Raw genomic sequence first — 22,592 nt, 5'->3', positions numbered from 1 at the left:
GGGAGGCCGTGAAAGCGGAACCCCAGAACCGAAAGGTGCGGTCATGTCTGCGATCCGGTTGCTCGTCCTCGGCGCCGTCCGCCAGCACGGCCGTGCCCACGGCTATCAGGTGCGTAACGACCTGGAGTACTGGGGCGCCCATGAGTGGTCGAACGCCAAGCCGGGCTCGATCTACCACGCTCTGAAGCAGATGGCGAAGCAGGGCCTGCTCAAGGCGCACGAGACGGCGCCCTCCACGGCGGGCGGGCCGCCGCGCACCGAGTACGAGATGACCGAGCGGGGCACCGAAGAGTACTTCGCGTTGCTGCGCCAGGCCCTGGTGTCGTACGACCAGAAGCTGGACGTGATCTCGGCGGGCATCGGCTTCATCGTCGATCTGCCGCGCGAGGAAGCGGTGGCGCTGCTGCGGCAGCGGATCGACGGCCTGGCGTCCTGGCGGCGGAGCGTCACCGAGTACTACACGCCCGAGGAGGGCCCCGAGTCGCTCGGCCACATCGGCGAGATCATGAACTTCTGGGTGCACTCGGCGGACGCGGGGGCGGAGTGGACCCGGGGCCTGATCGAGCGGATCGAGGCGGGGGCGTATGTCTTCGCGGGTGAGCGGGAGCGGTTCGTGGGGGTGCTCGCGGAGGGTCAGGAGAACCCGTACGCGACGTGAGCCATCGCTCGGCGGTGGTCAGTGGTGGAAGGCGGTCGCCTTCCCGGTGTCCCGGCTCAGCGGCTGCGACTGTTGGCGCAGCTCGGGCAGGAGCAATTCCAGGTCCTCTACGAGGAGCGCCGCCAGGTCCGCGGAGAAGCCGTTGCGGCACACCACGCGCAGGACGGCCAGGTCCTCGCGGTTCTTCGGGAAGGTGTACGCGGGTACCAGCCACCCTCCCTCGCGCAGCCGCCGGGAGACGTCGAAGACGTCGTAGTGCAGCTCGCTGGTGGTGGTGACGGCGAAGACCGGCAACTGGTCACCGCGGGTGAGGAGTTCGAAGTCGCCGAGCTGCTCGATCCGCTCGGCCAGGTGGCGGGCCACGTCCCTGGCGGTCTGCTGCACGGCCCGGAAGCCCTCGCGGCCGAGCCGCAGGAACGTGTAGTACTGCGCGGCGACTTGGGCGCCCGGCCGGGAGAAGTTGAGGGCGAAGGTCGGCATGTCGCCGCCGAGGTAGTTCACCCGGAACACCAGCTCCTCCGGAAGGGCTTCGGCGTCGCGCCACAGGGCCCAGCCGACGCCCGGGTAGACCAGGCCGTACTTATGTCCCGACGTATTGATGGACGCGACCCGCGGCAGCCGGAAGTCCCAGACCAGGTCCGCGTCGAGGAACGGCGCGACCATCGCCCCGGAGGCGCCGTCGACGTGGACGGGGATGTCGAGCCCGGTCCGCTCCTGGAGCGCGTCGAGGGCGGCGCAGACCTCCGCCACGGGCTCGTACGAGCCGTCGAAGGTGGAGCCGAGGACGGTGACCACGCCGATGGTGTTCTCGTCGCAGAGCGCGGCGGCGGCCTCGGGGTCGAGGTGGTAGCGGTCGCCCTCCATGGGGACCTGGCGGGCCTCCACCTCCCAGAAGGTGCAGAACTTCTCCCAGCAGACCTGGACGTTGACGCCCATCACCAGGTTCGGGCGGGCCTCGTGGGACGGGTAGCGGTCGGCGTTCCGCCGGGACCAGCGGCGCTTGAGCGCCATCCCGGCGAGCATGCAGGCCTCGCTGGAGCCGGTGGTGGAGCAGCCGACGGCGGACTGCGGGTCGGGTGCGTGCCACAGGTCGGCGAGCATCGCGACGCAGCGCCGTTCGAGTTCGGCGGTGCGCGGGTACTCGTCCTTGTCGATCATGTTCTTGTCCCGGCACTCGGCCATCAGGACGCCGGCCTGGGGTTCCATCCAGGTGGTCACGAAGGTGGCGAGGTTGAGCCGGGCGTTGCCGTCGAGCATCAACTCGTCGTGGACCAGTTGGTACGCGGTGGAAGGCGGCAGCGGTCCGTCGGGCAGATGGTGCTTGGGCGGGGCCTCGTTCATGCCGCTCACCGGGTTCGCCTCGCCGTAGAACGGGTTGAGGGCGAGGCGGCGGCGGAGCGGGCTGTCCTCGCCGTCCGTGGAATGCAGAGGCATGGGCTCACGATAACCACGCAAACAGGACATAAGCCTCCGGGGAATTCCGTGGGGTCTCCGTGCGGATTCCGGCTTGCACCTCACGCGACGTGAGGGCGCAGGCTGATCCGCGTACCGAGAAAACCGAAGGGAGCGGGTGGCGATGAGCTACTCCGTGGGACAGGTGGCGGGTTTCGCCGGGGTCACGGTGCGCACGCTGCACCACTACGACGAGATCGGCCTGCTCGCCCCGAGCGAGCGCAGCCACGCCGGGCACCGCCGTTACAGCGATACGGACCTGGACCGGCTGCAACAGATCCTGTTCTACCGGGAGCTGGGCTTCCCGCTCGATGAGGTGGCGGCGCTCCTGGACGACCCGGAGACGGATCCGCGCGAGCATCTGCGCCGGCAGCACAAGCTGCTGACCTCCCGGATCGCGAAGCTTCAGGAGATGGCCGCCGCCGTCGAGACCGCCATGGAGGCACGGAAGATGGGCATCAACCTCACGCCCGAGGAGAAGTTCGAGGTCTTCGGCGACGCCGACCCCGACCAGTACCAGGAGGAGGTGGAGCGCCGCTGGGGCAACACCGAGGCGTACCGGGAGTCGCAGCGCCGCGCGGCCTCGTACACCAAGGAGGACTGGAAGCGGATCAACGCCGAGCTGGACGCGATCCACCGGAAGATGGCCGACCTGCTCGCGCAGGGCGTGCCCGCGGACTCCGAACAGGCCATGGACGCGGCCGAGGAGCACCGCCGCTTCATCTCCCACAGCCACTACGAGTGCTCCCACGAACTGCACACGTGCCTGGGCCAGATGTACGTCGACGACGAACGCTTCACGGCCATGTACGAGGCCATCCGGCCGGGGCTCGCGGTTTACCTGCGGGATGCGATTCGGGCGAATGGGGAGCGGGGCTAACGGAACGCGGGCTAACGGAACGCGGGCCAACGGAACGCGGGCCAACGGAACACGGAACTCCTTAACGCCCACCTGCCGTTTCATCGGCAAGGGGCCTCAACCTGGTAAGGGGCACCCGCCATGGCGAGCGCCCCTTACCGGGCTTGCCGGGCTGACCGGCTTACCGCCTTACGCCGCCCGCGCCCCCCGGTTTCAGGCCGACGGTGACAGCACAACCGCCGTCCCGTACGCGCACACTTCCGTCCCCACGTCCTGTGCCTCGGTGACGTCGAAGCGCATCATCAGGACGGCGTTGGCGCCGCGCGCGCGTGCCTGCTCGATGAGGCGTTCCATGGCCTGGTTGCGGGTTTCGACCAGGGTCTTGGTGAGCCCCTTGAGCTCGCCGCCGATCATCGACTTGAGACCGGCGCCGATCTGGCTGCCCAGGTGCCGGGAGCGCACCGTCAGGCCGAAGACCTCGCCGATCACCCGCTGGACCAGGAATCCGGGTACGTCGTTCGTCGTGACCACGAGTACGTCGGACTGTGCGGACTGTCCGCCGCCGAAGTCCTCGATGCCCATTTGCTCCACCTCCGCCGCGCCCTCTGGGGAAGACCGTCTCCCCAACTGCCCAGCTTTGCCCCGGTTTGGTAGTGGCGCATCCCGGGGCGGCAGCTGGAACCGGGCCCCTGCCCTCCGCGTTGATAACTTTGGGCGGCTGCTTCGCTGTCCAAGACCCGTACGCTTGTACGCCTGTGTACGCCGCCCTACACACCACAAACTGGAGCCCGGACCCGTGATGACGACGCTTGCGCTCGGCCCGAGCTGGCTGGACCCGGAATTTCTGCTCAACAAGTTCGGGCTCATCGGCCTGCTGCTCATCGTCTTCGCCGAGTCCGGCCTGCTCATCGGCTTCTTCCTGCCGGGTGACTCGCTGCTCTTCACCACCGGGCTCCTGGTGACGACCAACGTCCTCGACACCCCGCTGTGGCTGGTCTGCACGCTGGTCTGCCTCGCCGCGATCCTCGGTGACCAGGCGGGCTATCTGTTCGGGCGCAAGGTCGGCCCGGCGCTGTTCAACCGCCCGGACTCCCGCTTCTTCAAACAGGAGAACGTGACGAAGGCGCATGAATTCTTCGAGAAGTACGGGCCGAAGTCGCTGGTCCTGGCCCGCTTCGTGCCGATCGTGCGGACGTTCACGCCGATCATCGCCGGTGTGAGCCGGATGAACTACCGGTCGTTCATCACCTTCAACATCATCGGCGGCGTCCTGTGGGGCGCGGGCGTCACGCTGCTCGGCGCCTGGCTGGGCAAGATCGAGTTCGTGCACAAGAACATCGAGGCGATCCTGATCGGCATCGTCCTGCTCTCGGTGGTCCCGATCATCATCGAGTTCCTGCGGGCCCGCTCCAAGTCGAAGAAGGCCGCGGCCGCCACCGCCGCGGGGCCTCAGCTTTCCCCGGCCCAGGCGCCGACCGTGGCCCAGAACCAGGCCCCGGCCCAGGACCAGGCCCAGACCCAGGCCCCGCGTGGCCGCCACGCCAAGCGCTGACCGAGGCCCTGGGCGGCCGGGGCGAGCCGCGGCCGCCGCGGCGGCCGGGCGGCTAGAAACCCCTCGTCCGCAGCCGGTGCGGCCGGGGTAGCCGGAGCGGGGCGGCCGAGGCGGCTAGAAGCCCCTCGTCCGCTTCGCCGCGCGCCGCGCCGCCGGGGTCTCCGCGCCCGGCATCTTCAGGAACAGCCGGGACAGCTCGCCGCCCAGGTTCACGCCGATCGCGATGGCGAGGGCGAGCGCCGCCGCCTTGGAGAGCTGTGCGAGGCCGTCGTTCAGGTCGTTCCGCGCGATCTCGAGCAGCCCGAAGTAGATCGCGCTACCAGGAAGCAGCGGCCCGATCGCGGCCGTCGTGTACGGCAGCGCCGACGCGAACCGGTAGCGCGAGAGCAGCTGCCCGAACAGGCCCACGAGCCCGGCCGCAAGCGCCGTCGCCGCGACCGCCGAGAGCCGCCCGGCGTGCGCGACCGCGCCGAACATCACCCAGGCGACGCCGCCGTTCAGGGTCGCGAGCAGTACGGTGGCACGTTCCTGCTGGAGCAGCACGCAGAAAGAGAAGCTCAGCGTCATCGCCGACGCGATCTGGATCAGCGGCTCGTGGGCGCCGGACACGGACGTCTCCGGTTCGAGCCCCGCGTCCAGGTACACGCCCAGGTAGAGCACGAGCAGAACGCCGATGACGATGCCGACGACCAGATAGCCGATCTCCAGGAGCCGCGCCGCCGCGGTGATGTAGTAGCCGGTCAGGCCGTCCTGCACACCGGCCACCATGGCCCGCCCCGGGATCAGCGCGAACAGGCCACCGGTGATCACCGCACCGGCCCGTACCCCCGGCAGTTCGAGCAGGCTGATGGCCACGCCCATCGCGGCAGGCGGCATCGCCGCGACCACGAACTGGTAGAACTCCGGCAGCCCGCGCCCCGCGCACACCCAGGCAAGCCGGTCACCGAGCATCGCCCCGATCGCGGCCGCGAAGAACACCACCACGGTGCCGCCCACCAGCGTCGACGCCGCCCCGGCGAGCAGCCCGGCCGCCGCGGTGAGCGCCCAGCCGGGGTACGGGTGCCGGTTGCGGCGGATCTCGGCGAGCCGCCGGTACGCCTCTTCGAGGGTGACCTCGATGTCCTCGGAGCCGATGTCGTCGACGAGGCGGTAGACCGCCGAGAGCCGGGTGTAGTCGGTGCCGCGGCGGCGTACCGTCCGCGAGGCCGACACCGGGTCGTCCACAAGCGAAGGCTGGTACGAGATCGCGATCAGCGTGAAGGTGACGTTCGGCTCGCACCGGTCCAGGCCGTACGCGTGCGACACGGCGAGCATCGCCGCCTCGACGTCCTCGGCCCCTTCGCCGCCCGCGAGCAGCAGCTCGCCGATACGCAGCGTCAGGTCGAGCACGCGCGGCACCGCGGGTCCGGTCTCGTCCTCGTGGACCTGGGTCGGCTCGGGCGCGGGCCGCTCCGCCACCGGGGTGCGCAGCATCGTGCGCATCCGGTCCTGCCAGGGCGACTCCTTGGTGAGCCGGACGATCGGGATGCCCTCGGGGGGCGTGAACGCCGGGGCGTGGCGGGCGTCGTAACTGGGCGGCGGCTTGAAGGCCGAGCTCTCGTGTTCCTCGGGGGGCGGCGGTATCCGCAGGCCCTCCGGGATGGTGAACTCCGAGCTGGGGTGCTCGTCTTCGGGCGTCCCGGGGGCATCGACGCCGCCTACCGGGGCGAAGGCGCTGTGTGCCTCGTCCGACTGGGGTTTGCGGTCTTCCTCCTCCGCTGGCGTGTCAGCCACCTGTGATCCGCCTCGCTCCTTACGTCTGTCCCGTCACCTTTCCGCCGGGTTCTTAGGCTCAGTATGAGCATGGACACGCGAAGAGGCCGCGCGGGCCCCGGTTAAAGGGTCGCGCGGCCTCTTCGCTTCTTCAGTAGGGGCCGGGGTCAGTGACCGCCCGACTCCTTGAAGCGCTTGTACGAGCGCTCGATCTCGGTCTCGGCGTCGGTGCGGCCCACCCAGTTGGCGCCCTCGACGGACTTGCCGGGCTCCAGGTCCTTGTAGACCTCGAAGAAGTGCTGGATCTCCAGGCGGTCGAACTCCGAGACGTGGTGAATGTCGCGCAGGTGCTCCACCCGGGGGTCGTGGGCCGGGACGCAGAGCAGCTTGTCGTCGCCGCCCGCCTCGTCGGTCATCCGGAACATGCCGATCGCGCGGCAGCTGATGAGGCAGCCCGGGAACGTCGGCTCGTCCAGGATGACCAGGGCGTCCAGCGGGTCGCCGTCCTCACCGAGGGTGTTCTCGACGAAGCCGTAGTCGGCCGGGTAGCTGGTGGACGTGAAGAGGCGACGGTCCAGACGGATCCGACCGGTCTCGTGGTCCACCTCGTACTTGTTCCGCGAACCCTTCGGAATCTCGATTACGACGTCGAACTCCACCGGTGGCTCCTCCATGATCAGCACATACTTTGCAAGACGCAGTGATTAAGTGTCCCTCACGCCACTGTGTGATCGCGAAAGGGGCTGGTCCGAGGTGCCCGAGCTGAAGGTCCGACAGCTGACCGGGCTGCTGCGGAGCCTCCGGCGAGCGGCGAGGCTTCCGCGCCCGCCCCGCCCTCGGCCCGTGCGGCCGCGGACGCTCGCGGCGCTGCGGACCTCGCATCTCACGGTGGGCGCGGCCTCGGTCGGCCTGGCCCTCGCGGCCGTGGCGATCACCGCAGCCGGCCCCTGGGACTCCGGTCAGCGTACGGCCGAGCGGCACTGGGCGGCCTCCGTAGCGCAGGACGGTGGTGCAGATCACGGCCGGGGCCGCGGCCCGGGAGGCGACCCGGTACCCGGCACCGCGCCGCGGGCGCCCGAGGTGCTCACCGGCCTGGGGGCGCACGCGGATTCCGCGCCCGCCCCGACGAAGGCGGCACTCGCCGACGTGCTCGACCCGCTCCTGAAGGACCGCTCGCTGGGCCGCGGCCACACCGCGTCGGTGCGCGATGTGGCCACCGGGAAGCAGTTGTACGCGACCGGGGCGGACAAGGCCGTCACGCCCGCGTCGACGGTCAAGCTGGCCACCGCCGCGGCGGCGCTCTCCGCGCTCGGCGCCGACCACCGCATCGCCACGCGGACCGTCCTGGAGCCGGACTCCGCGGACCTCGCCCTGGTCGGCGGCGGCGACCCGACACTGACCGCCCGCAAGGCCGCCGAAGGCAACGCCAGCCTGCACACGCTCGCCGACGCCACCGCGCGGGAGCTGCGCGAGCGCGGCAAGGACAAGGTCCGGCTCGCGTACGACGTCAGCCTGTACTCGGGCCCTGACCTGCACCCCATCAGCCCGAATGAGAACATTTCGCCGGTCGTCCCGCTGATGGCCGACGAGGGCCGCCTGGACGACTCCGAACGGGGCCCCGCGCCGCGTACCGCCGAGCCCGCCAAGGACGCGGCCCGCACCTTCGCCGACCTGCTCCGCGACCGCGGCATCAAGATCGACGGCAAGGTGGATCCGGCGACCGCGTCCGACCGCGCGGAGAAGCTGGCGCAGGTGGCCTCGCCGCCGCTGTCCGCCCTGGTCGAGCGGATGCTGATGAACAGCGACAACGACATCGCCGAGGCCCTGGCGCGGCACACCGCCCGCGCGACCGGTGAACCCGCGAGCTTCGACGGGGCGGCCAAGGCGGTCAAGAAGCAGCTGAAGAAGCTCGGACTGCCCGTGGGCAAGGCCAAGTTCGCCGACGGCAGTGGCCTCGACCGGGCCGACAAGGTCACCGCGGCGCTGCTCACCGAGATGCTCGCCCGCGCCGCCGACCCCGACCACCCCGAGCTCCGCCCGGTCCTCACCGGCCTGGCGGTCGCGGGCTTCACGGGCACGCTGCGGAACCGGTACGCCGAGGACTCGCCCGGCACCGGCCTGGTCCGCGCCAAGACCGGCACCCTGACCGGTGTGAACACCCTCGCCGGTTCGGTCGTCGACGCCGACGGCCGCCTGCTCGTCTTCGCCTTCACGGCCTCCGGGACGGCCGACCCCCATGCGGCCCAGTCCACGCTCGACCAGCTGGCCGCCACGGTCGCGAACTGCGGCTGCCGCTGAGCCCTGCCGGGGGTGCGCGATCGCGGCGCCCCCAGGTGCGGGTGCGGAGACCTGCCCGCTCAAGCCGCTCCGTGAGGGGCCTCGGCAACGTACCGTTGACGCATGACGAGCATCGGTGGTGCGGAGATGGTCGACTGGAATCTCGCGGTGGCGACCGCGACCCGGCTCGTACGGCCGGGCCCTGAGGTGAGCCGGGACGAGGCACGCGCCGTGGTCTCGGAGCTGCGTCGGCATGCCAAGTCCTCGGAGGAGCATGTCCGTTCCTTTACGCGGATGGGGCCTCAGGACGCGGACGGGACCCATGACACGCCGGTGCTCGTGGTCGACCGGGCCGGATGGGTGCGGGCGAACGTCGCCGGGTTCCGGCAGGTCCTCAAACCGCTTCTGGACAAGATGCAGGAGCGGCGCAGCGGCACGCCGGGCGGCGCCGTGCTCGGCGCGGTCGGCGGCAAGGTCACCGGTGTGGAGCTCGGGATGCTCCTGTCGTTCCTCGCCTCCCGGGTGCTCGGGCAGTACGAGACGTTCGCCCCCGCCACCCGCGATCTGCCCGCCGGGTCCAACGGCGGCGGTCGGCTGCTGCTCGTCGCGCCGAACATCGTGCACGTGGAGCGCGAACTCGACGTCGATCCGCACGACTTCAGGCTCTGGGTGTGCCTGCACGAGGAGACGCACCGCACCCAGTTCACCGCCGTGCCCTGGCTCCGCGACCATCTCGAGGGCGAGATCCAGTCATTCCTCGGCGAGACCGAGATCGACCCTATGACCGTTCTCGAGCGGTTCAGGGAGGCCGCGGCCTCGCTCTCCGGGAGCCGTCAGGAGGGTGAGGACGACAGCGGCCGTTCTCTTGTGGAGCTGGTCCAGACGCCCGCTCAGCGCGAGATCCTCGCCCGCCTCACCGCCGTGATGTCCCTGCTCGAAGGGCATGCGGACTACGTCATGGACGGCGTGGGCCCGGACGTCGTGCCGTCCGTCACCGAGATCCGCGAGAAGTTCAAGGAGCGCCGGGCCCGTGGTGCGTCGCGCCTCGACCAGGCCCTGCGCAAGCTGCTCGGCCTCGACGCCAAACTGCGCCAGTACCGCGACGGCGAGCGGTTCGTCCGGGCCGTCGTCGACGAGGTCGGGATGGCCGGGTTCAATCGGGTCTGGACCTCGCCGAATACGCTCCCCACCAAGGCGGAGATCGCCAAACCCGCGGACTGGGTCGCGAGGGTGCACCGTAAGACAGAGTCGTGAACGGCGTGCCGCCGTCGGCACAACGAAGCCATCGCAATCACCCGTCCGAGGGACCGTGAGCCCTTGGTAGGCGTGCAATGCTCGGGTATCGGCTCGGCTCTGTCACCATCATCACACTCTGAGTGACTGGACTGGGGTGAAGCGATCTTGTACTCGCCACGACGGTCCACCCGCTCGAAGTGACCCGACCAGTGACCTGATCCGAGGCACACCCCCAATTTCACGAAGGGAACCGGACACATGGGTCCCCATCCTGCGGTCGCAGCGATACGCCTGGCGGTCCGCCGCGTACTCCACGACGTCCTGACCGACCTGGCCCAAGAGCCGGCAGTACGCGACTACGCGGCGCAGGCCGCAAACGCCGTGCGTACTGCTGCCCCCCTCACAGCCCCTTCGCCGTCCCGTGCCCCCTCCACCGCGGCCGCGCCGTCCCCGGCACCTCCCGCCCCTGCCGCGCCCGCCACGCCGCCCACCGCCCCGGCCGCACGCTCCCCGCAGGACGCCCCACACACGCCCGCGCGCGAGCCGGACCGGGCACCCCTCGTCCTCGTGGCCTGCTCCGGCGGCGCCGACTCCATGGCGCTCGCCTCGGCCCTCGCCTTCGAGGCGCCCAAGCTCGGTATCCGGGCCGGCGGCGTCACCGTCGACCACGGCCTCCAGGCCGGTTCCGAGCTGCGCGCCGCCGAGGTCGCCGCGCGCATGACCGCACTGCGGCTCGACCCCGTCGAATGCGTCACGGTCTCCGTCGGCCGCGACGGCGGCCCGGAGGCCGCCGCCCGCGACGCGCGGTACGCCGCCCTGGACGCCGTCGCCGAGCGGCACGGCGCCGACGCCATCCTGCTCGGCCACACCCGCGACGACCAGGCGGAGACCGTGCTGCTCGGGCTCGCCCGCGGCTCCGGCATCCGCTCGCTCTCCGGCATGGCCTCCGTCTCCGGCGGCCCCGGCACCGCCGCCCGCTACTGGCGGCCCTTCCTGCACCTTGACCGGCAGACCGCCCGCAAGGCCTGCATGGTCCAGTCCCTGCCGGTCTGGGACGACCCGCACAACGCCGACCCCGCGTACACCCGATCCCGGCTGCGCCACGAAGGGCTGCCCGCGCTCGAGAAGGCGCTCGGCAAGGGCGTCGTCGAGGCGCTCGCCCGTACGGCTCAGCTCTCCCGGGACGACGCCGACGCGCTGGACACCTGGGCGGCCCAGGCCGACCAGACCGTGCGCGACGAGTCCGGGCTCCTGGAGTGCGCCAAGCTGTACGCCCTGCCGCCCGCCGTGCGCCGTCGCGTACTGCGCCGCGCGGCCATCGCCGCGGGCTCTCCGGCCGGTTCGCTCTTCGCCCGGCACATCGAGGAAGTCGACCGTCTGATCACCAGCTGGCGCGGCCAGGGAGCCATCAACCTGCCCGGCCGGGTGGAGGCCCGGCGGCAGGGTGGCAGACTTGTCCTTCGGCAGGGCTGACCCACGGCGAACCGAAAGTGATGTGCGGGTGGACGCGAAAGACATGGGCACCGACCTGGAGAAGGTGCTCATCACCAAGGAACAGATCGACGCGAAGCTGGCCGAGCTGGCCGCGAAGATCGATGCGGAGTACGCGGGCAAGGACCTGCTGATCGTCGGCGTCCTCAAGGGCGCCGTGATGGTGATGGCGGACCTGGCGCGCGCGCTGTCCACCCCCGTCACGATGGACTGGATGGCGGTGTCCTCGTACGGCGCGGGCACCCAGTCGTCCGGCGTCGTCCGCATCCTCAAGGACCTCGACACCGACATCAAGGGCAAGCACGTCCTGATCGTCGAGGACATCATCGACTCCGGCCTGACCCTTTCCTGGCTGATCTCCAACCTGGGCTCCCGCGAGCCCGCCTCGCTCGAGGTCTGCACGCTGCTGCGCAAGCCGGACGCGGCCAAGGTCGCGATCGACGTGCAGTGGGTCGGCTTCGACATCCCGAACGAGTTCGTCGTCGGGTACGGCCTCGACTACGCGGAGAAGTACCGGAACCTGCCGTTCGTCGGCACCCTGGCACCGCACGTTTACGGCGGCTGAGCCCGCCGGGAACCCTTGACGCGTCCCCGACGTTGGAACATGGGAAGACGGGTTTGCCCACCGTCCCCTGCGACTTCGGGTGACAATGCTGGGGTACCGTCCGAAGAACAGCCTTTATCAAACTCACTATGGCAGGAGGGACGGGGCGGCACCGCTCCGTATGGATGGACGTGAAGCGATACTTCCGTGGGCCGGTCATGTGGATCGTGCTGGCCGTCCTCGCCGTGGTCGTGTTGATGCAGGTCGTCGGCTCGTCCGGCGGCTACAAGACGGTGGACACCGGCGAGGTCGTCAAGGCCATCAACGACAAGCAGGCACAGACCGCCAAGCTCACCACCGGTGACGAGCAGACCATCAAGGTCGAACTGAAGAAGGGCGCCGACGAGAAGAAGTACGGCGGCAGCGCCAAGATCCAGGCCAGCTACATCGGCGAGCAGGGCGACCGCCTCGCCGCCAAGCTGCAGGAGAACTACGACAACGGCGACCTGAAGGACGGCTACACGATCACGCCGTCGAAGCAGAACCCGTTCGTCGGCATCCTGCTCTCCCTGCTGCCCTTCGTCCTGATCGTGCTCGTCTTCCTGTTCCTGATGAATCAGATGCAGGGCGGCGGCTCCCGAGTCATGAACTTCGGGAAGTCCAAGGCCAAACTGATCACCAAGGACACCCCGAAGACGACCTTCACGGACGTCGCCGGGTCGGACGAGGCTGTCGAGGAGCTCCACGAGATCAAGGAGTTCCTCCAGGAGCCTGCGAAGTTCCAGGCCGTCGGCGCGAAGATCCCCAAGGGTGTGCTGCTCTACGGCCCGCCCGGTACCGGTAAGACGCTGCTCGCGCGCGCCGTCGCCGGTGAGGCCGGGGTGCCGTTCTACTCGATCTCCGGTTCCGACTTCGTCGAGATGTTCGTCGGTGTCGGTGCGTCGCGTGTCCGCGACCTCTTCGAGCAGGCCAAGGCGAACGCCCCGGCGATCGTCTTCGTCGACGAGATCGACGCGGTGGGACGTCACCGTGGCGCGGGCCTCGGTGGCGGTCACGACGAGCGTGAGCAGACCCTGAACCAGCTGCTCGTCGAGATGGACGGCTTCGACGTGAAGGGCGGCGTCATCCTGATCGCCGCCACCAACCGGCCCGACATCCTCGACCCGGCACTGCTCCGCCCGGGCCGCTTCGACCGGCAGATCGCGGTCGACCGCCCGGACATGCAGGGCCGTCTGGAGATCCTCAAGGTTCACCAGAAGGGCAAGCCGGTCGCGCCGGACGTGGACCTGTCCGCGGTCGCGCGCCGTACCCCCGGCTTCACCGGCGCGGACCTGAGCAACGTCCTCAACGAGGCCGCGCTGCTCACCGCCCGCAGCGACGCGAAGCTGATCGACAACAAGTTCCTGGACGAGGCGATCGACCGCGTCGTGGCCGGTCCGCAGAAGCGGACCCGGATCATGTCGGACAAGGAAAAGAAGATCACCGCGTACCACGAGGGCGGTCACGCCCTGGTCGCGGCGGCCTCCCCGAACTCCGACCCGGTGCACAAGATCACGATCCTGTCCCGCGGCCGGGCTCTGGGCTACACCATGGTGCTCCCGGACGAGGACAAGTACTCGACCACGCGGAACGAGATGCTCGACCAGCTCGCGTACATGCTGGGCGGCCGTGCGGCCGAGGAGCTGGTCTTCCACGATCCGACGACGGGCGCGGCCAACGACATCGAGAAGGCCACCACCACGGCCCGCGCCATGGTCACGCAGTACGGCATGACCGAGCGGCTCGGCGCCATCAAGTTCGGCGGCGACAACTCGGAGCCGTTCCTCGGCCGGGAGATGGCGCACCAGCGCGACTACTCGGAAGAGGTCGCGGCCCTGGTCGACGAAGAGGTCAAGAAGCTCATCGAGACCGCGCACAACGAGGCGTGGGAGATCCTCGTCGAGAACCGTGACGTCCTCGACAACCTGGTCCTGGCGCTCCTGGAGAAGGAGACCCTGGGCAAGGAGGAGGTCGCCGAGATCTTCGCGCCGATCGTGAAGCGCCCGGCCCGCCCGGCGTGGACCGGTTCCTCGCGGCGTACGCCCTCGACCCGCCCGCCGGTGCTCTCCCCCAAGGAGCTGTCGCTGACGAACGGTGCGAACGGCGTGACGCCCGCGATCGCCGCCTCCGCGACGGACGCGCCGCAGCAGCCGGATCTGACCAAGTCGCAGCAGACGCCCGAGGAGCACCCGGAGAGCTGACCGCCGGTTCTCCGGGAACCTCACCAGGCCCGGAATGGATGCCGCGCCCCCCTGGTTCTAGCCTGGGGGGCGCGGCTTTTCCGTACGCCGCCAAGCCATGCAGCCACAAGGCGCCGGGCGGCGCCGCAGGAAGGACGTACGGCGCGATCGTCGCCGTACGTAACAGGAACGAGGCACACATGACCGACCCGGTGACGCTGGACGGCGAGGGTTCGATCGGCGAGTTCGACGAGAAGCGGGCCGAGAACGCCGTACGCGAACTTCTGATCGCGGTCGGAGAGGACCCGGACCGAGAGGGCCTGCGCGAGACGCCGGCCCGGGTGGCCCGGGCGTACCGGGAGCTGCTCGCCGGTCTGTGGCAGGCCCCCGAGGACGTGCTGACGACAACGTTCGACCTCGGGCACGACGAGATGGTGCTCGTGAAGGACATCGAGATCGTCTCTTTCTGTGAGCACCACCTGCTGCCGTTCCACGGGGTGGCGCACGTCGGCTACATCCCGGCGGAGAGCGGCAAGATCACCGGCCTGTCGAAGCTGGCCCGTCTCGTCGAGGTGTTCGCGCGGCGGCCGCAGGTGCAGGAACGACTCACCACGCAGATCGCCGATTCGCTGGTGAAGATCCTGGAGGCGCGCGGGGCGATCGTGGTGATCCAGGCCGAGCACATGTGCATGTCGATGCGCGGCGTGCGCAAGCCGGGCGCGAAGACGACAACGTCGGCGGTGCGCGGGCAGCTGCGGGACGCGACGACGCGGGCCGAGGCGATGAGCCTGATACTGGGGAACTGATTCTTCGCGGACCCGGAAGTCGGCGCGGGAAGTCTTCGCAGACCCGGAAGTCTGCGCGGGCCCGGGAGTCTGCGCGGCGGCCTTGGGCCGCGGTCCGTCCGGTGTTACGCGATCGGGGCCGTGCCCTCGTCCTCGTCCTCCGGGCCCTCGGGGAGCTTGCAGACGCGCTCCAGGAAGATCGCCGCCACCACCACGGCCGCGCCCGCGAGGACCGAGCCGCCTGCGTAGATGGCCTGGTCGCGGCGGGCCGGGATCTCGAGCTGGGTGAGCAGGAAGACGCCCGTGCCGCCGTACATCCCGGCGACGATCGACGCGACCAGGGCACTGGCCTGGCCGAAGACCACGGCGCGGGCCGCCATCATCGGGTCCACGCCCTTCGCGCCCGGCCGCCGCTCGCGCTGGGCGCGGAGCCGGGAGCGCAGCGAGAGGGCCGTGGCGAAGAGGACGGCGGCGATCAGGGCCAGGACGATGGGCGCGGCAAGCGGCACGCTCGGCAGGGTGCCGAACGAGTCCCAGAGGCGCGCGCCCGCCCAGGACAGCACCCCGGCCACCACGAAGAGCCCGAGCAGGGTCCTGATACGCAGCTGTTTCACGCGGGCGTCGACCTTCTCTCTCGGAGTCTCGTCCTCGTACCGTCCCTGACCCTAACGACTATTCAGGCAGCCGGAGTTCCAGATCGGCGCGCGGCGTGACGCCTTCGCGTGTGACCTGGCGCAGGAGCTCGGCGACGGGGCCGCGGCCGGGCAGCTGGGCTTCCGGGTCGACGTCGTGCCAGGGGGCGAGGACGAAGGCCCGCTCGTGGGCGCGGGGGTGCGGGAGGGTGAGTTCCGGGTCGTCGGAGACGACGCCCTGGTAGGACACGATGTCGACGTCGATGGTGCGAGGGGCCCAGCGTTCGTGGCGTACGCGGTGGAAGGCCTCCTCGACCGCCTGCGCGCGCTCCAGGAGCGAGGACGGGGGGAGCGTCGTCCGGATCACCACGACGGCGTTGAAGTACGTGGGTTGAGTGCCCGGTTCGACGCCCCAGGGCGCGGTCTCGTAGACCGGGGAGACGGCTTTGACGCGCAGGCCGGGGGTGTCCTCGAGGGCGTCGACGGCGCCCTGGAGGGTCTCCAGGCGGTTGCCGAGGTTGCTGCCGAGGGAGAGGACGGCGAACTTCGGGTTGTTGAGGGTGATGTCTGCGGCGTCCACCTGTTCCACCACGGAGGCGGGCACCGGCTGGACCGTGGGGTCGCTCTGAGTGTTCATGCTCGGCTCCGGGTGATGGTGATGGTGACGTCGTCGAAGGGCACGGTGATGGGCGCGTCCGGCTTGTGCACCACCACCTCTACCTCCTGGACGCCGGCGTGCTTGAGGCACTGCTGTGCGATGCGTTCGGCGAGGGTCTCGATCAGGTCGACGGGCTCGCCCTCGACGACCGCCACGACCTCCTCGGCCACGACGCCGTAGTGCACGGTCTTCGCCAGGTCGTCGTCGGCCGCGGCCGCCCTGGTGTCCAGGCTCAGTACCAGGTCCACGATGAAGGTCTGGCCCTCTTCGCGTTCACGGGGAAAGACACCGTGGTGTCCACGGGCCTTGAGGCCGCGCAGCGCGACACGATCCACGCGAATCACTCCTGCAATCGTCGGTTCGGCGGCCCCGCCCCGAGTGCGGTCGGTAGGAGAGCCCATTCGAATCTACCTTCGGGCACTGACACCGGTTGCCCACGGGGGCTATGGACAATCCGGTTCATGGCTGGTAGCCGCCCATACCCAAGGCGGTCGGGCCTCAATCCACTCGGGGAGGGTGCCTACTCACGCGGGTGCCGGGCCGTCCGATTCGTCGACGATGCCGCCGCCCGGCCCGTTCTCCTCGTCGGACTCGGCGAGGACCGGCGAGGCGTGGTGGGACCAGAGCTTCCAGCCGTCCGGGGTGCGGCGGAACACATTGCTGGCGACCACGAGCTGGCCGACGAGCGGGCCGAGCTCGCCGCCGTCCTCGGCCGGGCCGCCGCTGAGGATGTTCTCGGTGCAGGTCACCAGGGCGGTGTCGCCGCCGATGTCGATCTTCACATCGGTCAGGAAGAACTGGATGTACTCGGTGTTCGCCATGATCAGGGCGTACGACCTGAGGACCTCGCCGCGGCCGGTGAGCACCGGCCAGCCGGGGTGGACGCAGGAGACCTGTGCCGCGGGGCCGCCCTCGTCGGCGGTGAGCCAGAGCTCGGAGACCGCCTCGAAGTCGCCGCGCTCCATGGCCTCGTAGAAGGCGGTGTTGGCCGCCTCGACCGCTTCGATGTCGGTACGCGACGTCACTGGGCTCCCTCGGTCCGGCTCGCGGCGCCGGTGGCCGGTGTGGCTGAGGTGGCGGGTGCGGCGTCGGTGGCGGTGCCGTCGGCCGTGCCGGAGTCGGAAAAGCGCTCGACCGCGCGGGCGACGCGGACGGCGTCGGCGGTGGCCCGCACCTCGTGCACGCGGACCGCCCAGGCGCCCTCGTGCGCGGCGATGGCGGAGACCGCGGCGGTGGCGGCGTCCCGCTCGCGCGCGGGCGGCGGGGAGCCCTCGGGTCCGGCGAGTACGCGGCCGAGGAACCGCTTGCGGGAGGCGGCGACCAGGACCGGGTGGCCCAGGGCGCGCAGCTCCTTCATGTGGGCGAGGAGGCCGAGGTCGTGCTCGGCCTGCTTGGCGAAGCCGAGGCCGGGGTCGACGACGATCTGCTCGGGGGCGATGCCGCCCGCTATGACCGCCGCCACGCGCGCGTGGAGCTCGTTCACGACCTCGGTGACCACGTCGTCGTAGACCGCGCGGCTGTTCATGTCCTCGCTGAAGCCGCGCCAGTGCATCACCACGAAGGGCGCGCCGGCCGCGGCGACGACCGGGACCATGGCGGGGTCGGCCAGGCCGCCGCTGACGTCGTTGACCAGGCGGGCGCCTGCGGCCAGGGCCTGCTCGGCGACGGAGGCGCGCATGGTGTCCACCGAGACGGTGACGCCCTCGGAGACCAGGCCGCGCACGACGGGCACGACGCGGCGCAGCTCCTCGGCCTCGTCCACGCGGGTGGCGCCGGGGCGGGTCGACTCACCGCCCACGTCGACCAGGTCGGCGCCCTCGGTGACCAGGGCGAGGCCATGTTTGATGGCCGTCGTGGTGTCGAACCAGCGGCCGCCGTCGGAGAAGGAGTCGGGCGTCACATTGACGACCCCCATCACCGCACAGCGGTCCCACTCCGGTAGTCCTACGACCGAGCCCCGGCCATGCAACGTCCTCATGCCCCCAGCCTAGGCGCCCGTGCGGCAGGGGGAGGTTCGCGGGCCTGCGGCGGGCTTCTTGCCCAGCTCAGACGCCGGACGGGCTCGGGTTGCTCTCCGTGCCGTGCGGGCACGGCCGCTGCGGGCGCGGTCCCGGGCGCAGGAAGCGCGGCAGGGCGAAGGTCACGAAGCCCTCGGCCTGCATCGCGGCCAGGCCGATGCGGGGCAGGTCACGGGTGGCGCGGAAGACCACGAAGCGGGGCTCCCAGCGTGGCCGGAACTTGGCGTTGAACTTGTACAGGGACTCGATCTGGAACCAGCGGGACAGGAACACGAGCAGCCCCCGCCAGGTGCGCAGGACCGGGCCCGCGCCGAGCTTCTCGCCGCGCGCCAGGGCGGAGCGGAACATCGCGAAGTTCAGGGACGCGCGCGCGATGCCGAGCTTCGGGGCGGCCTGCAGGGCGGCCACGATGAGCAGCTCGTTCATGCCGGGGTCGGCCGAGCGGTCGCGGCGCATCAGGTCGAGGGAGACGCCGTCGGGTCCCCAGGGCACGAAGTGCAGGACGGCCTTGAGGTCGCCATAAGGGCCCGGATTTTCTTCCTGCTTGTGGGCGGTGGCGATCAGGCAGTCACCGTCGCGCGGGTCGCCGATGCGGCCGAGGGCCATGGAGAAGCCGCGCTCGGTGTCGGTGCCGCGCCAGTCGGCGGCGGCGCGCTGGATCCGGGCCAGCTCGGTGGGGTTCAGGTCACGTACCCGCCGTACCCGGGTCTCGTAGCCATTGCGCTCGATGCGTTTGACCATTTGGCGCACGTTGCGCATCGCGCGCCCGGCCAGGGAGAAATCCGCGACGTCCACCACCGCCTCGTCCCCGAGTTCCAGGGCGTCGAGGCCGGTCTCGCGGGTCCAGACCTCGCCGCCGGTCTCGGAGCAGCCCATGACGGCGGGGGTCCAGGAGTGCTTCTTGGCCTCGTCCATGAAGCGTTCGATGGCGCCGGGCCAGGCCTCCACATCGCCTACGGGGTCGCCGCTCGCGAGCATCACGCCGGAGACGACGCGGTAGCAGACGGCGGCCTTGCCACTGGGCGAGAAGACCACGCCTTTGTCGCGGCGGAGCGCGAAGTGGCCGAGGGAGTCGCGGGCGCCGTGCTTGGCGAGCAGCTCGCGCAGCCGGGTCTCGTCGTCCTCGGTGAGCCGGGCGGCCGGGTGCTCGGGGCGGAAGGCCAGGTAGATGGTGGTCAGGGCGGTCAGCATGCCGAGGGCGCCGAGCGAGTAGCCGACGGTCCAGGACGTACGCCCGGTGTAGTCGATCGGGCCCTCGACGCCGAACAGGCCGTACACGACATGGGTGAGGTAGTCCGCGATGCTCGGATCGCCGACCACCTTGTGCGGATGGGTGCCGACGATCACCGTGCCGAGGCCGAGCGAGAAGGTGCCCATCAGGAAGAAGTTGGTCAGTGCCCGCCAGCGGCTGCGCGGGTCGGGCAGGGCGGCGAACTCACTCCGGTGGCGCAGCAGGAGCGCGAGCAGCAGGGCGGCGATCAGGACGCCGACGATCGAGTGCCGGTACGCGAACTGGGCGACGGCACCGGCCGGGAGCAGCACCACGGCGGCCCGCCAGGCCCGCCGCTTGCGGCGCCTCAGGCCGTGTGCGAGCAGCAGGAGGAGCACGCCCGCGCTGAGCGCCGCGGCGGCCGCGAACGGGCCGAGCGCGCCGGGCAGCACCTCGGCGAGGGTGTGGATGCGGCTGTGCCGGAAGCGCGGGAACACACCGGCGGCGATGTCCAGGAGGCCGACCAGGGTGCAGAGGGTGGCGACGAGGGAGGGCACCTTCTCGGGCCGCGGCCCGCGCAGTATGTGGCGGATTCTGCGTGAAGCTGCTGCAACGCCACCCGAAGTTTCCCCATCTATCCTGACAGACATCGCATCCCGTAGTTCTGCGAGAGAGTCGAAGTCCGGCGTGATACGCGCGATATGTGCGTTACGCCGGACAATTGCGCTCTCTAGGACGGCACATTCGGGAAACGGGTTCACTCTCTGAGCCGGAAATCCGGTGCAGGAGGCCGGAACCGTCGTAACGGCAGGGCACCCGGCGCACCGTTCGGCCGGTCGACGGCCCAGGTAGAAAGCACAGGCAGGAAACCCCATGGGTCTCAAGAGCAATCTCGTCCTCGCGCTGACCGCGTTGCTGGCCGTGTTGCTGTTCTTCGGCACGGTCTGGCTCTGGCCGCGGCTCGCGGGGCGCAATTGGCGCGCGGTGCTCGGCCGGGTCGGCGTGCTCGCGGCGACCCAGGTGATGGTGTTCGCGACGATCGGCCTCGCCGCCAATCGCTCCTTCGAGTTCTACGCCTCCTGGGCCGATCTCTTCGGCCAGGAACAGGACATGGGCGTGGTCGTGGACCACGACAAGGCCGACGGTCCCGGTGGTCCGGGCGGTCCGGTCAAGGTCCTTGACAGCCAGAGCGTGCCGCACGTGCCCGGCGGCGGCAGCCGCACCTCGGGCGGCCGGGTCCAGAAGATCGAGGTCACCGGCGCGGAGTCCGGCATACGCTCGCCCGCCTACGTCTATCTGCCGCCCGAGTACTTCAAGGAGAAGGACCGCGTCTTCCCCGCGGCCGTGGTCATCACCGGCTTCCCCGGCACCGCCGAGAACCTCCTGAACGGCCTGCGCTATCCGGCCACCGCCCACGCACAGGCCAAGAAGGGGAAGATGCAGCCGATGGTCCTGGTCATGCTGCGGCCCACGGTGGCGCCGCCGCGCGACACCGAGTGCGTGGACGTGCCGAACGGCCCGAAGACCGAGACGTTCTTCGCGAAGGACCTGCCCACCGCGATCTCCGGCCGCTACCGCGTCGGCACGAAGCCCGAGAACTGGGGCGTGATCGGCAACTCCACCGGCGGCTACTGCGCGTTGAAGATCGCCATGAAGCATCCCGACCGGTTCGCCGCGGGCGCCGGCCTGTCCGCCAACTACAAGGCGCCCCTCGACTCCGACACCGGTGACCTCTTCCACGGTGACAAGCAGCTGGAGCGGGAGGCCGATCTGCACTGGCTCCTCGACCACCGGCCCCCGCCGAAGGTCTCGCTCCTCGCCACCAGCAGCAAGGAGGGCGAGGGCAACTACGGGGACACCCTGAGGTTCATCGACAAGGCCAAGGCGCCGACCCGGGTCTCGTCGATCATCCTCGACAGCGGTGGGCACAACTTCAACACGTGGCGCCGCGAGATCCCGCCCGCGATGGTGTGGCTGAGTGGGCGGATCTCCGCGAACTGACGTACCCCTCCTGCCGGATGGAGACCGCGACCGTTACGGCCGGATGGCGACCGCGACCGTCTCCAGGTCGACCTCCGCCCGGCTGATCGCGCGGGCGTCGGCGGCCGTGGAACGGCGCAGCGCCTCGTGCAGGGTCGCGGGGGTCAGGACGCCCAGGAACCGGCCCTCGGGATACCTGTCCTCGTCGTCGATCACCGCGATCCAGCCCGCGTCGTGCTGCAGCATCGTCGAGAACGCCTGTTTCAGGGACGCACCGACCGGAAGCCATGCCTCCATGCGGCGTGCCTGGTCGCGCACCGTGCCGTCCCGCTCGGCGTGTTCGGCCGAGATCCAGCCGTGCAGATGGCCCTGCGCGTCCAGTACGACCGCCCATGGGGCGCCGCCGCCGTCCGCGCGCAGCTGTTCGGCGGCCCTCGGCAGCGGGTCGTCGAGCCGGACGACCGGCGGCTGTTCCAGGTCCCCCTCCTCGATCGGGGTGACCGAAAGCCGCTTCAACCCCCGGTCGGCGCCCACGAATTCGGCGACGTAGTCGGTGGCGGGGGCGCCCAGGACGGCGGCGGGTGCGTCGTACTGCTCGATGCGGCCGGAGCCGTAGACGGCGATGCGGTCGCCGAGGCGGACCGCCTCCTCGATGTCGTGCGTCACGAACAGGACCGTCTTGCGGACCGCCGACTGGAGCTTCAGGAACTCGCTCTGCAGATGCTCGCGGACCACCGGGTCCACGGCCCCGAACGGCTCGTCCATGAGCAGCACGGGCGGGTCGGCGGCCAGGGCGCGGGCCACGCCGACGCGCTGGCGCTGGCCGCCGGAGAGCTGCTCGGGGTAGCGGCCGCCGTGCACGGACGGGTCGAGGCCGACCAGGTCGAGGAGTTCGGCGGCGCGCTCGCGGGCCTTGGCGCGCTTGACGCCGAGCAGGTGTGGGACGGTCGCCGTGTTGTCCAGGACCGTCTTGTGCGGGAACAGGCCGACCTGCTGGATGACATAGCCGATACGGCGCCTCAACTCGACCGGATCGACGGTGGATATGTCCGCACCGTCCAGGAAGATCCGGCCCGAGGTGGGTTCGATGAGCCGGTTCACCATCTTCATCGTCGTGGTCTTGCCGCAGCCGGACGGGCCGACGAGCGTGACCAGTTCACCCTCGGCGACCTCGAAGGACAGGTCGTCGACGGCCGTCGTGCCGTCCGCGTACCGCTTGGTGACGTGCTCGAACCGGATCATGGCTCCCCATTGTGGTGGGCGTTCTGT

Annotated in this window: 21 protein-coding genes; 10 read left to right on the top strand and 11 right to left on the bottom strand. The window is 70.4% G+C overall.

Features of this window, described 5'->3' with window-relative positions:
* The first annotated feature begins 43 nt into the window (after positions 1-43).
* Positions 44-658 carry a PadR family transcriptional regulator gene (locus tag ACWD10_RS23050; protein WP_451093869.1) on the top strand — a complete coding sequence of 205 codons (615 nt, stop codon included), beginning with the start codon at positions 44-46 and terminating at the stop codon, positions 656-658.
* Positions 659-676: 18 nt separating this feature from the next.
* Here the strand turns inward: ACWD10_RS23050 and ACWD10_RS23045 are convergent, their stop codons facing one another.
* On the bottom strand, positions 677-2,092 hold the full coding sequence (locus ACWD10_RS23045) for a glutamate decarboxylase (protein WP_451093867.1): 1,416 nt from the start codon (positions 2,090-2,092) through the stop codon (positions 677-679).
* Positions 2,093-2,234: 142 nt separating this feature from the next.
* Here ACWD10_RS23045 and ACWD10_RS23040 point away from each other — a divergent pair, with 142 nt between their 5' ends.
* A complete protein-coding gene (locus tag ACWD10_RS23040; RefSeq protein WP_451093865.1) occupies positions 2,235-2,990 on the top strand; it encodes a MerR family transcriptional regulator in 756 nt (251 codons plus the stop codon).
* A gap of 192 nt (positions 2,991-3,182) precedes the next feature.
* Here the strand turns inward: ACWD10_RS23040 and ACWD10_RS23035 are convergent, their stop codons facing one another.
* On the bottom strand, positions 3,183-3,551 hold the full coding sequence (locus tag ACWD10_RS23035; protein WP_451093863.1) for a YbjQ family protein: 369 nt from the start codon (positions 3,549-3,551) through the stop codon (positions 3,183-3,185).
* Positions 3,552-3,768: 217 nt separating this feature from the next.
* On the opposite strand from ACWD10_RS23035, the gene ACWD10_RS23030 reads away from it, so the two are divergent.
* Positions 3,769-4,521, top strand: a complete 753-nt coding sequence (locus tag ACWD10_RS23030) for a DedA family protein (protein WP_451094010.1) — start codon at positions 3,769-3,771, stop codon at positions 4,519-4,521.
* Positions 4,522-4,635: 114 nt separating this feature from the next.
* Here ACWD10_RS23030 and ACWD10_RS23025 read toward each other — a convergent pair whose 3' ends face one another.
* Together ACWD10_RS23025 and ACWD10_RS23020 are read right to left on the bottom strand one after the other, a co-directional pair.
* Positions 4,636-6,294, bottom strand: a complete 1,659-nt coding sequence (locus ACWD10_RS23025) for a threonine/serine ThrE exporter family protein (RefSeq protein WP_451093861.1) — start codon at positions 6,292-6,294, stop codon at positions 4,636-4,638.
* Positions 6,295-6,440: 146 nt separating this feature from the next.
* A complete protein-coding gene (locus tag ACWD10_RS23020; protein WP_451093859.1) occupies positions 6,441-6,932 on the bottom strand; it encodes an inorganic diphosphatase in 492 nt (163 codons plus the stop codon).
* A gap of 184 nt (positions 6,933-7,116) precedes the next feature.
* Between ACWD10_RS23020 and dacB the strand changes: the two genes are divergently transcribed.
* The 6 genes from dacB to folE all read left to right on the top strand — a co-directional run bounded on the left by dacB (position 7,117) and on the right by folE (position 14,846).
* Positions 7,117-8,571: a D-alanyl-D-alanine carboxypeptidase/D-alanyl-D-alanine endopeptidase gene (dacB, locus tag ACWD10_RS23015; RefSeq protein WP_451093857.1), complete on the top strand. Its 1,455-nt coding sequence runs from the start codon at positions 7,117-7,119 to the stop codon at positions 8,569-8,571.
* Between the two features lie 102 nt (positions 8,572-8,673).
* Entirely contained in the window at positions 8,674-9,804 is a 1,131-nt protein-coding gene (locus ACWD10_RS23010) for a zinc-dependent metalloprotease (RefSeq protein ID WP_451093855.1), read from the top strand.
* Positions 9,805-10,044: 240 nt separating this feature from the next.
* A complete protein-coding gene (tilS, locus tag ACWD10_RS23005; RefSeq protein ID WP_451093853.1) occupies positions 10,045-11,259 on the top strand; it encodes a tRNA lysidine(34) synthetase TilS in 1,215 nt (404 codons plus the stop codon).
* Positions 11,260-11,302: 43 nt separating this feature from the next.
* Positions 11,303-11,842 (top strand): hypoxanthine phosphoribosyltransferase, encoded by a 540-nt coding sequence (hpt, locus tag ACWD10_RS23000; protein WP_451094008.1) that lies wholly within the window; start codon positions 11,303-11,305, stop codon positions 11,840-11,842.
* Between the two features lie 164 nt (positions 11,843-12,006).
* Positions 12,007-14,061 carry an ATP-dependent zinc metalloprotease FtsH gene (gene ftsH, locus ACWD10_RS22995; RefSeq protein ID WP_451094006.1) on the top strand — a complete coding sequence of 685 codons (2,055 nt, stop codon included), beginning with the start codon at positions 12,007-12,009 and terminating at the stop codon, positions 14,059-14,061.
* 179 nt (positions 14,062-14,240) lie between these two features.
* Entirely contained in the window at positions 14,241-14,846 is a 606-nt protein-coding gene (gene folE / locus ACWD10_RS22990) for a GTP cyclohydrolase I FolE (RefSeq protein ID WP_451093851.1), read from the top strand.
* 104 nt (positions 14,847-14,950) lie between these two features.
* Here the strand turns inward: folE and ACWD10_RS22985 are convergent, their stop codons facing one another.
* The 6 genes from ACWD10_RS22985 to ACWD10_RS22960 all read right to left on the bottom strand — a co-directional run bounded on the left by ACWD10_RS22985 (position 14,951) and on the right by ACWD10_RS22960 (position 19,993).
* Positions 14,951-15,439, bottom strand: a complete 489-nt coding sequence (locus ACWD10_RS22985; RefSeq protein WP_451093849.1) for a DUF3180 domain-containing protein — start codon at positions 15,437-15,439, stop codon at positions 14,951-14,953.
* Between the two features lie 58 nt (positions 15,440-15,497).
* Complete coding sequence (gene folK, locus ACWD10_RS22980) at positions 15,498-16,094, bottom strand: 2-amino-4-hydroxy-6-hydroxymethyldihydropteridine diphosphokinase (protein ID WP_451093847.1); 597 nt, start codon at positions 16,092-16,094, stop codon at positions 15,498-15,500.
* Complete coding sequence (gene folB, locus ACWD10_RS22975; RefSeq protein WP_451093845.1) at positions 16,091-16,450, bottom strand: dihydroneopterin aldolase; 360 nt, start codon at positions 16,448-16,450, stop codon at positions 16,091-16,093. The genes folK and folB overlap by 4 nt, the downstream gene beginning before the upstream one ends.
* 189 nt (positions 16,451-16,639) lie before the next feature.
* A complete protein-coding gene (locus ACWD10_RS22970; protein WP_451093843.1) occupies positions 16,640-17,140 on the bottom strand; it encodes a nuclear transport factor 2 family protein in 501 nt (166 codons plus the stop codon).
* Complete coding sequence (gene folP, locus ACWD10_RS22965) at positions 17,137-18,093, bottom strand: dihydropteroate synthase (protein ID WP_451093841.1); 957 nt, start codon at positions 18,091-18,093, stop codon at positions 17,137-17,139. Before folP ends, ACWD10_RS22970 begins: the two co-directional genes overlap by 4 nt.
* A 67-nt stretch (positions 18,094-18,160) precedes the next feature.
* Positions 18,161-19,993, bottom strand: a complete 1,833-nt coding sequence (locus tag ACWD10_RS22960; protein ID WP_451093839.1) for a phosphatidylglycerol lysyltransferase domain-containing protein — start codon at positions 19,991-19,993, stop codon at positions 18,161-18,163.
* Between the two features lie 223 nt (positions 19,994-20,216).
* Here ACWD10_RS22960 and ACWD10_RS22955 point away from each other — a divergent pair, with 223 nt between their 5' ends.
* A complete protein-coding gene (locus ACWD10_RS22955) occupies positions 20,217-21,344 on the top strand; it encodes an alpha/beta hydrolase (RefSeq protein WP_451093837.1) in 1,128 nt (375 codons plus the stop codon).
* Between the two features lie 33 nt (positions 21,345-21,377).
* Here ACWD10_RS22955 and ACWD10_RS22950 read toward each other — a convergent pair whose 3' ends face one another.
* Positions 21,378-22,565: an ABC transporter ATP-binding protein gene (locus tag ACWD10_RS22950; protein ID WP_451093835.1), complete on the bottom strand. Its 1,188-nt coding sequence runs from the start codon at positions 22,563-22,565 to the stop codon at positions 21,378-21,380.
* Positions 22,566-22,592: the final 27 nt, after the last annotated feature.

It is taken from the genome of Streptomyces sp. NPDC002851, from assembly GCF_053591935.1.
The sequence above is the reverse complement of the archived record's forward strand: the minus strand, read 5'-3'. Positions and strand labels throughout refer to the sequence as shown.